Raw genomic sequence first — 7,837 nt, forward strand, 5'->3', positions numbered from 1 at the left:
GATATTTTTGTCATTCTGCGGAGTGCGTGGGCAAGGCTTGGGAGGGCATGACATGCGCATGGGGATATGGAACTGGGGGATCGCGATCATCTCGCTGGTTGTTGCAGCGACTCCGGGGGCGGCGCAGGATCGCGACACGCCCCAGGGATCGCCGGGGCGGGATGTCGTCGTTCGGGGCGAGAGGCTGCCGGAAACCAAGGCCCCGCCGCCACCGGGCATCACGGTGCAGACCGACCGGATCGTCAACCGCACGCTCGACGAAAAGGCGCAGATGTTCGTCCGCTGTGCGCCCTTCTTCCCGCCCAAGGTCCTGCGTCGCGCGATCGATGGTCAGCCCAATAGGCCGACGACCCTGCTCGCGATGGACAGCTTCATCCGTGCCAATCAGGCCTGTTGGCCCGATATGCCGTCGCCGCCCTTGCCACCACCGCCCGATCTGGCGAGTTGCTGGCAGGTCTATACCGTCACGGGCCTGCCCGTCTGCCGCAGCAGTTATGACCGTGGTGCGGTGTTGGAGGCGGCGATCGCGCGCTTCGCCCCCGACGCGGCCCTGACGGCGCAGGAGGTCGACGATCCGGCGGCGAACGCTCGTCTGGAGGCGCGGGAGAAGCAGCGGTTGCTCTTCGCCTATTCGGATGAAAAGATCCGGGCGAAGGTCACGCAATGTCTGGTTCGTGCGGAGCCGGAGGAAACGACGCGGATGGTCCATGCGCATGGCGATGCCGCGCTACAGACCCAATATGTCTATCGCATCCTCGACCATGCCAAACATTGTCTGGGCAATCCCGAGCGGATCGAGGTCGAGCCGCTGTTTTTCCGTTATGCGTTGACCGACGCCTTTTATCGCTGGGTCGTGGCGGTGCGCCACGTGGATTCCCTGCTCCCCGCCGCCTGACCATGGCGGCCGCCGGTGCCACAGGGGAGCGCACCGGCGGCCTTCGATGGCGCGAATGTCAGGGAGGTTATTCGCGCCCTCGATTTCGGGAACTGGCAATCGCTAGTGCGTGGTTCGCTCCGGAGGGTTGTGCGGTGCTCCGGGGCGGCTTTCCTGCACTGAGGTGACCCATATCGCGCCCCGTTCGCTCCCGCTAACGCATTGGAATGGCGAGTGTGATCGAGTGAGTGAATTGGCGCGGGCGCAATCGTGCCGAAACGGAGCCATCCCTCATTGCCGGCCATTGCGCCGCCACTCATCCTGCCTCTCGCCCATTCGGGTCAGGGAGGAACATGGCATGAGGAAGCTACCGACATTCATTCCCCTGTTCGGGACGATCGCGGTCCTTGGCGTGCTGACGGCGCCGCAGCCTGCCCAAGCGATGCCGACCTGCGAGCAGGAAATCCGCATTCGCTGCTCGGGCTATGACGTGCAGGGCCGCCCGCGGCTCGATACGCGGCATTCCAGCTATGAGGAATGTGTCCAGGAAGAGACGGAATTACGCTGCGCCGGTTCGAGTTATACCGGATATTCCGGGACGATGGCTTTTCGCCGCGAAGGTACGGGCGACTGAGCCCAATGCGTTGGAGGTGGTTCGCAGGGTGAGCCACCTCCACTCCCTTCGCCACCCTATGGCCGCGAATAAGGTCGTCCCGCCCGAGTCGCCGTCACTCGACTTCGGACGCTACCGCCGGATGTAGGCGCAGGCGGTGGATGCGGCGTTCGTCCGCTTCGGTCACCTCGATCCGCCAGCCGCTGGGATGGTCGATGCAGGTCCCGGTCGGCGGCACCTGTCCCGCCAGCACGGCGGTCAGGCCGCCCAGCGTGTCGACATCGTCCTCGGCCTCTTCCAGCGCGGGATCGACCGCGCGGCCGACCTCTTCCAGGCTTACCCGCGCATCCGCGTCCCAGGCCCCGCCGTCGAGCGGCACCAGCAACGCCTGCGGCGCGTCGTCATGCTCGTCCTCGATCTCGCCGACGATCTCTTCGATCAGGTCCTCGATGGTGACCAGGCCCTCGGTGCCCGAATATTCGTCCAGCACCACCGCCAGATGCACCCGCTTCTGGCGCATATCGGCGAGCAGATCGAGCGCGCCGCGCGACATGGGGACATAGAGCGGATCGCGGATCAGCCCGGCGATCGTCTCGGGGTGCGCGGCCCCGGTCGCCAGGATGTTGAAGACGTCCTTGATATGGACCATCCCGATGATCGAATCGAGCGTCTCGCGATAGACGGGCAGGCGGCTATGCCCCGCCTCGGCGAAGATCTGGACCAGATGGTCGAAGGTCGTCCGCTCCTCGACCGCGATGATGTCGGCGCGGGGCACGCCCACGTCACCGGCATCGCGCTCGCCGAAATGGAGCAGGTTGCGCACCATCTGCCGCTCCAGCGGGGTCAGGTCGCCCTTGGCGTCGGGGCCGGGATCGCCTTCATGACGGTCGATCGCGTCTTCCAGCTGGTCGCGCAGCGACTCTTCGTGCTCGCCGCCGAAGATCAGGCTTTTCAGCCCGCGCCATATACTGGATTCGTTGGAGTCACCGTTGCCGGTGCTGCTACTGGGGCCGTCGGCCATCGGGGGGTGTCAGTCCTCGCGTACGTGATAGGGGTCGTCGATGCCGAGGCTGGCCAGCGCATCGCGTTCGATCGCTTCCATCGCCTCCGCCTCGTCATCGTTCATATGGTCATAGCCTAGCAGATGCAGAACGCCATGCACCAGAAGATGAGTCGCATGCGTTTCGGTCGCGATGCCACGCTCGGCGGCTTCCGCGACGCAGACGCCATGGGCCAGCACGATGTCGCCCAACAGCACCTCGCCATCGTCCGAATTCTGGGTGACCGTCTCGATCAGGTCGGGCTGGACCATCGGAAAGGACAGGACGTTGGTGGGCTTGTCCTTCTGCCGATACTGGCGGTTCAGCGCGTGCACCTCGTCATCGCTGGTCAGCCGCACCGAAATCTCGATCAGCGCGGAGGTGGTCAGCAGCGGCCCATGCGGCGTCCGCTCGATCGCGGCGCGCGCGGCGCGGGTGGCGATCGCCTCCCAACCGGCTTCGTTCCCGGACCAGGGCTCTTCATGGATCAGCGCAATCTCGATCATCGGAGCCTTTCGGTATCGTCCAGGTCGGTGAGGGCAAAATCGTCGCCCTTGTACAACAGTTCCGCGTGCTGGCTATGGGGCGAGAAAGTTCGGGAAATATCGACGTTCCGCCTGTTCCTCCCCTGGAAGGGGAGGTGGCAGGGCGAAGCCCTGACGGAGGGGTGTCGCGGTGCGTATGTTTCCATCGCGGGTGGTTACACCCCTCCACCATGCTTCGCATGGTCCCCCTCCCCTTGCAGGGGAGGAATATAAGACCGCATCCTATCTCAGGCGTTGGGCCCTTCATAGGCATCGACGATCCGGCCGACGATCGGGTGGCGGACGACATCGGCGGCGGTGAAGCGGCTCATCGCGATGCCCTCCACGCCCTCCAGTCGGCGGACCGCGTCGGCCAGGCCGGAGGCGGCGACGCCGCCGGGCAGGTCGACCTGGTTGGGGTCGCCGCAGATGACCATGCGGCTATTCTGGCCGAAGCGGGTCAGGAACATCTTCATCTGGGCGGGAGTGGTATTCTGCGCCTCGTCGAGGATGACGAAGGCGTCGGCCAGCGTCCGGCCGCGCATGAAGGCGATGGGCGCGATCTCGATCTCGCCGCTGGCGATGCGCCGCTCCACCTGCTCGGCGGGCAGGCAGTCATAGAGCGCATCGTAGAGCGGGCGGAGATAGGGATCGACCTTCTCCTTCATGTCGCCGGGCAGGAAGCCAAGCCGCTCGCCCGCCTCGACCGCCGGGCGCGACAGGATCAGCCGCTGGACCGAGCCGGTGATGAGCTGCGCCACCGCCTGCGCGACCGCGACATAGGTCTTGCCGGTGCCCGCCGGCCCGAGCGCGAAGATCATGTCGTTCGACACGAGCTGCTTCATGTAATGCGCCTGGGCAGGGGTGCGCGGGACGATCGTCTTCTTGCGCGTGCGGATCATGATCGGCGGCGCGGAGGTGCGTTCCGCGCTCAGGATGCCGTCGAGCGTCGGTTCGGACGCCATCGCGATCGAGGCGTCGACCAGTCCGGTGTCCACCTCTTCTCCACGCTGGATACGGGCGTAGAGGTCGTTCAGCACGTCGCGGGCCAGCCCGACCTGCTCGGCGGTTCCCTCCAGCCCCACCCGGTTGCCGCGTGCGGTGATGTAGACGCCCAGTCGATTCTCCAGCGCGACCAGATTGCGGTCATATTGACCGAACAGCTGCGCCAGCACTTGCGGCTTGTCGAAGCTGAGTTCCGCCCGGCTGCGTTCACCGGCCTGGGCGGGGAGGGGCTTGCGGCTCATGCGGTCCTTTCACCGTCTGTGGTTGCCACCAAGATGGGGGCGACGGGATCGGAACGCCAGCGAAATTGCATGACATAGGTGTGACGGCGGGAGGTTTTTGGCGGGCGGAGGCGCAGAGGGCGCAGAGAAGAAGAGTTCGCCCTCGCGATCGGGAGACCTTCTTCTACCTCCGCGCTCTCTGCGCCTCTGCGCGATAAAAAAGAAAGATGGTTCGCGCGGAGACGCGGAGGCGCGGAGAGGGTGTATCCGGCGGCGGGTTGACCCTTCGGTATCCGGCCGGGTCACCGTCTTCCGGTCGCGATTACGGGGTGCAAGTTCCGCGCGCGAGACATTCTCCGCGCCTCCGCGTCTCCGCGTGAATCAAAATTGGTGAGCGGGGGCTTACGCCGCTTCGCGCACCTTTGCCTGGCCGGTCAGCGAGTTGGGTCCGGCCGCGACCAGTTCGACTTCTACCAGGTCGCCGATGCGGTGGTCGCCGATCAGGTGGACCGACTGGAGCCAGGGCGACTTGCCGAGCATCTGGCCGGGCAGCTTGCCGCGCCGTTCGATCAGCACGGTGCAGGTCCGGCCGACGCTGGCCGCGTTGAACGCCGCCTGATCGCGGTTGAGCGCGGCTTGCAAGCGTTGGAGCCGGTCGTCCATCACCTCCGCCGGAACCTGATCCCCCATGGTCGCCGCCGGAGTGCCGGGGCGGGGGCTGTATTTGAAGCTGAACGCCTGGGCATGGCCCATCGCATCGACCAGGCTCAGCGTGTCGGCGAACTCCGCCTCAGTCTCACCAGGGAAGCCGACGATGAAATCGCCCGACAGCGCGATGTCGGGCCGCACCGCGCGGACGCGGTCGATCAGCCGCATATAGCTGTCGCGGGTGTGCTGACGGTTCATCGCCTTCAGGATGCGGTCATTGCCCGACTGCACCGGCAGATGGAGGAAGGGCATCAGGCTCTCGACATCGCGGTGCGCGTCGATCAGCCCCTGCGTCATGTCATTGGGGTGGCTCGTCGTATAGCGGATGCGGTGCAGGCCCGGAATCCGGTCGAGCGTGCGGATCAGGCCGTGCAGCCCCCGGTCGTCGGCGTCGTTCCAGGCGTTGACGTTCTGGCCCAGCAGCGTGATCTCGCGCGCGCCCGCATCGACCAGCGCCTTCGCCTCATCGACGATCGCCGCGAAGGGCCGGCTGACCTCGGCCCCGCGCGTATAGGGCACGACGCAATAGGTGCAGAATTTGTCGCAGCCTTCCTGCACCGTCAGAAAGGCCGAAGGGCCGACCTTGCGACGGCCGGGCAGATGGCCGAATTTCGACTCGACCGGCATGTCGGTGTCAAGCGCCGCCTCGCCCGCCGCCGCCCTGGCGACCAGTTCGGGCAGATTGTGATAGGCCTGCGGGCCGACCACCACATCGACCTTGGCGCGGCGGACGATCTCGGCGCCCTCCGCCTGCGCGACGCAGCCCGCCACCGCGATCATCGGCTTGCGGCCCTGTTCGCCCGCGTCCTTCCGAAGACGCCCGATGTCCGAATAGACCTTCTCGGTCGCCTTTTCGCGGATGTGGCAGGTGTTGAGCACCACCAGATCGGCGGCAGCGGCGTCGTCGGTCGCGGACAGGCCTTGCGCGGCCATCAATTCGGCCATGCGCTCGCCGTCATAGACGTTCATCTGACAGCCGAAGGACTTGACGTGGAAGGTCTTGGGGGATGCGGGCATGACGCGCCCCTTATCGCAAATCGCGCCGTGTCGCCAGCACCCGACGACCCGCCCGCCCGCGCGTCAGGACGCCACGATCCGCGCCCGTGCCTCCGCCGCCATCGCCTTGCGGTCGGGATAGTCGGCGGGGTCGAAGGGGGCGAGATAGTGGAGCGTCACGGTGAACCGCCCCGCACGGCGCAGGACCCGTTTGGCATGGGCATCGCCCGCATCGTCGCCCAGCCACGCCAGATCGGTCGCCGCCGCGCCATAGTCGATCCGCACCGGCTGCACCCGGATATCCGGCACCGGCGGGACGAGCGCCGCGAACAGGGCGGGCTTGAAGGGCAGGAGCGACAGGTCGTCGCCGGTCGTGCCCTCGGGAAAGATCGCCAGCGGCTGTCCCTCGGCCAGCGCGGTGCGGATCGTCGCCACCTGATCGCCGACGCCCAGCCGGTCGCCGCGCTGGACGAAGAGGGTGCCGTTCAGCCCCGCCAGCCAGCCGATCAGTGGCAGCGCGGCGACTTCCGCCTTGGCGACGAAGCGCGCGCCCGCCGTCCCGGCGAGCAGGAGAATGTCGAACCAGCTGACATGGTTGGCGACGATCACCGCATCGCGGGTCAGCGGCTGGCCGACCACCCGGATATCCGCGCCCAGGATCATCGCCACCCGCCGCAGGAAACGGCGCGGCCATGGCGAGGTCCGCCCCAGCGCTCGCCACGCGCCGTGCAATGCCACCGCGACCAGCAGCGTGCCGATAATGCACGAAAGGCGACCCGCTGCGCGCAGGCCGCCCTTGTTGTCGGCGTCGGTCGAGGCGGCGACCGCCATCATCCCTTGCGGTCGAGGCTGACGCCGTAAAGCTCCATCCGGTGATCGACCAGGCGGAAGCCCAGCTTTTCGGCGATCGCCTTTTGCAGTTGCTCCAGTTCGGGGTCGACGAACTCGATCACCCGGCCGGTCTCGACATCGATCAGATGGTCGTGATGCGCTTCGGGCGAGGGTTCGTAGCGGGCGCGGCCATCGCCGAAGTCGTGGCGGTCCAGGATGCCCGCTTCCTCGAACAGGCGGACGGTGCGGTACACGGTCGCGATCGAGATGCCCGGATCGATCTTGGCGGCGCGCTCATACACCTTTTCCACATCGGGATGGTCCTCCGCTTCCGACAGGACGCGGGCGATCACGCGACGCTGTTCGGTGATGCGCAGTCCCTTTTGTGCGCACAGCGCTTCGAGATCGATTTTGCGGGCCATGGTAAATTCAACTCCTCGGGCTGATCCCCTCTCTACGCGCAAAGCGCTATTGCGAAAAGGGGATAGCGACTCGCAATAACCCGGAAACTGTGATCGGGTCAGCCAATGGCCCCGGCCTCGATCGGCCGGGCATAGGTGTGGGCGTCATAATGCTGGCCGTCCGCGCCCTTGTAATAGTTGCGCCGTTCGCCGCACTTGGCAAAGCGGTGGGCGGTGTAGAAGCGCACCGCCGGATTGTTCGACCGGACCTCCAGATGCAGGGTGACCACCCCGCGCGCGGCACAGTCGGCGACGACCATGCGGATCAGCGCGCTGGCGATGCCGCTGCGGCGGTGATCGGGCGCGACGCCCAGCAGCAGCAACTCCGCCTCGTCCATCACCGAGCGGGTCAATGCGAAGCCCACCGCCTCGCCGCCCGCTTCCGCGATCAGCAGATGAATGCCGGGCATCGCCATCACGCCCAACAATTGCGCACGGGTCCAGGCCTCTCCCCATTGCGGATCGAAAGCGGCGGCCATCACCTGTTCGACTATCCCGGCATCGCGCGCATCGCCGCCGCGCAGTGTCAGGCTGATGCTCGCCATCAGGCGGCGAGCCCCGGCG

At 66.5% G+C, this 7,837-nt stretch carries 9 protein-coding genes; 2 read left to right on the forward strand and 7 right to left on the reverse strand.

Annotated elements, in window-relative coordinates:
• The first annotated feature begins 52 nt into the window (after positions 1–52).
• Both OXQ33_RS12890 and OXQ33_RS12895 read left to right on the forward strand, forming a co-directional pair.
• Positions 53–895 (forward strand): hypothetical protein, encoded by an 843-nt coding sequence (locus tag OXQ33_RS12890; protein WP_267435101.1) that lies wholly within the window; start codon positions 53–55, stop codon positions 893–895.
• A 337-nt stretch (positions 896–1,232) separates the two neighbouring features.
• Positions 1,233–1,508 (forward strand): hypothetical protein, encoded by a 276-nt coding sequence (locus OXQ33_RS12895; RefSeq protein WP_267435102.1) that lies wholly within the window; start codon positions 1,233–1,235, stop codon positions 1,506–1,508.
• A 94-nt stretch (positions 1,509–1,602) separates the two neighbouring features.
• On the opposite strand, the gene OXQ33_RS12900 is transcribed toward OXQ33_RS12895, so the two are convergent.
• From OXQ33_RS12900 to OXQ33_RS12930, 7 genes are all read right to left on the reverse strand, one after another.
• Positions 1,603–2,508 (reverse strand): hemolysin family protein, encoded by a 906-nt coding sequence (locus OXQ33_RS12900; protein ID WP_267435103.1) that lies wholly within the window; start codon positions 2,506–2,508, stop codon positions 1,603–1,605.
• Positions 2,509–2,517: 9 nt separating this feature from the next.
• On the reverse strand, positions 2,518–3,033 hold the full coding sequence (gene ybeY / locus OXQ33_RS12905; RefSeq protein ID WP_267435104.1) for an rRNA maturation RNase YbeY: 516 nt from the start codon (positions 3,031–3,033) through the stop codon (positions 2,518–2,520).
• 266 nt (positions 3,034–3,299) lie between these two features.
• Complete coding sequence (locus OXQ33_RS12910) at positions 3,300–4,298, reverse strand: PhoH family protein (protein ID WP_261269325.1); 999 nt, start codon at positions 4,296–4,298, stop codon at positions 3,300–3,302.
• Positions 4,299–4,679: 381 nt separating this feature from the next.
• Positions 4,680–6,002: a tRNA (N6-isopentenyl adenosine(37)-C2)-methylthiotransferase MiaB gene (gene miaB, locus OXQ33_RS12915; protein ID WP_267435105.1), complete on the reverse strand. Its 1,323-nt coding sequence runs from the start codon at positions 6,000–6,002 to the stop codon at positions 4,680–4,682.
• A 63-nt stretch (positions 6,003–6,065) separates the two neighbouring features.
• Entirely contained in the window at positions 6,066–6,815 is a 750-nt protein-coding gene (locus OXQ33_RS12920) for a lysophospholipid acyltransferase family protein (protein WP_267435106.1), read from the reverse strand.
• On the reverse strand, positions 6,812–7,234 hold the full coding sequence (locus tag OXQ33_RS12925) for a Fur family transcriptional regulator (RefSeq protein WP_007406973.1): 423 nt from the start codon (positions 7,232–7,234) through the stop codon (positions 6,812–6,814). The genes OXQ33_RS12920 and OXQ33_RS12925 overlap by 4 nt, the downstream gene beginning before the upstream one ends.
• 98 nt (positions 7,235–7,332) lie before the next feature.
• A partial coding sequence (locus OXQ33_RS12930; protein ID WP_346015353.1) for a GNAT family N-acetyltransferase occupies positions 7,333–7,837 on the reverse strand: 505 nt, incomplete at its 5' end.

This window comes from Sphingomonas sp. GM_Shp_1, assembly GCF_026540895.1.
In the GTDB taxonomy this organism is placed as follows: Bacteria; Pseudomonadota; Alphaproteobacteria; order Sphingomonadales; family Sphingomonadaceae; genus Sphingomonas.

Excerpts from the sequence above, each read along its gene's own strand:
- miaB (WP_267435105.1), bottom strand. The coding sequence starts at position 6,002 with ATGCCCGCATCCCCCAAGACCTTCCACGTCAAGTCCTTCGGCTGTCAG.
- OXQ33_RS12910 (WP_261269325.1), bottom strand. The coding sequence starts at position 4,298 with ATGAGCCGCAAGCCCCTCCCCGCCCAGGCCGGTGAACGCAGCCGGGCG.
- OXQ33_RS12890 (WP_267435101.1), top strand. The coding sequence starts at position 53 with ATGCGCATGGGGATATGGAACTGGGGGATCGCGATCATCTCGCTGGTT.
- ybeY (WP_267435104.1), bottom strand. The coding sequence starts at position 3,033 with ATGATCGAGATTGCGCTGATCCATGAAGAGCCCTGGTCCGGGAACGAA.
- OXQ33_RS12895 (WP_267435102.1), top strand. The coding sequence starts at position 1,233 with ATGAGGAAGCTACCGACATTCATTCCCCTGTTCGGGACGATCGCGGTC.
- OXQ33_RS12925 (WP_007406973.1), bottom strand. The coding sequence starts at position 7,234 with ATGGCCCGCAAAATCGATCTCGAAGCGCTGTGCGCACAAAAGGGACTG.
- OXQ33_RS12920 (WP_267435106.1), bottom strand. The coding sequence starts at position 6,815 with ATGATGGCGGTCGCCGCCTCGACCGACGCCGACAACAAGGGCGGCCTG.
- OXQ33_RS12900 (WP_267435103.1), bottom strand. The coding sequence starts at position 2,508 with ATGGCCGACGGCCCCAGTAGCAGCACCGGCAACGGTGACTCCAACGAA.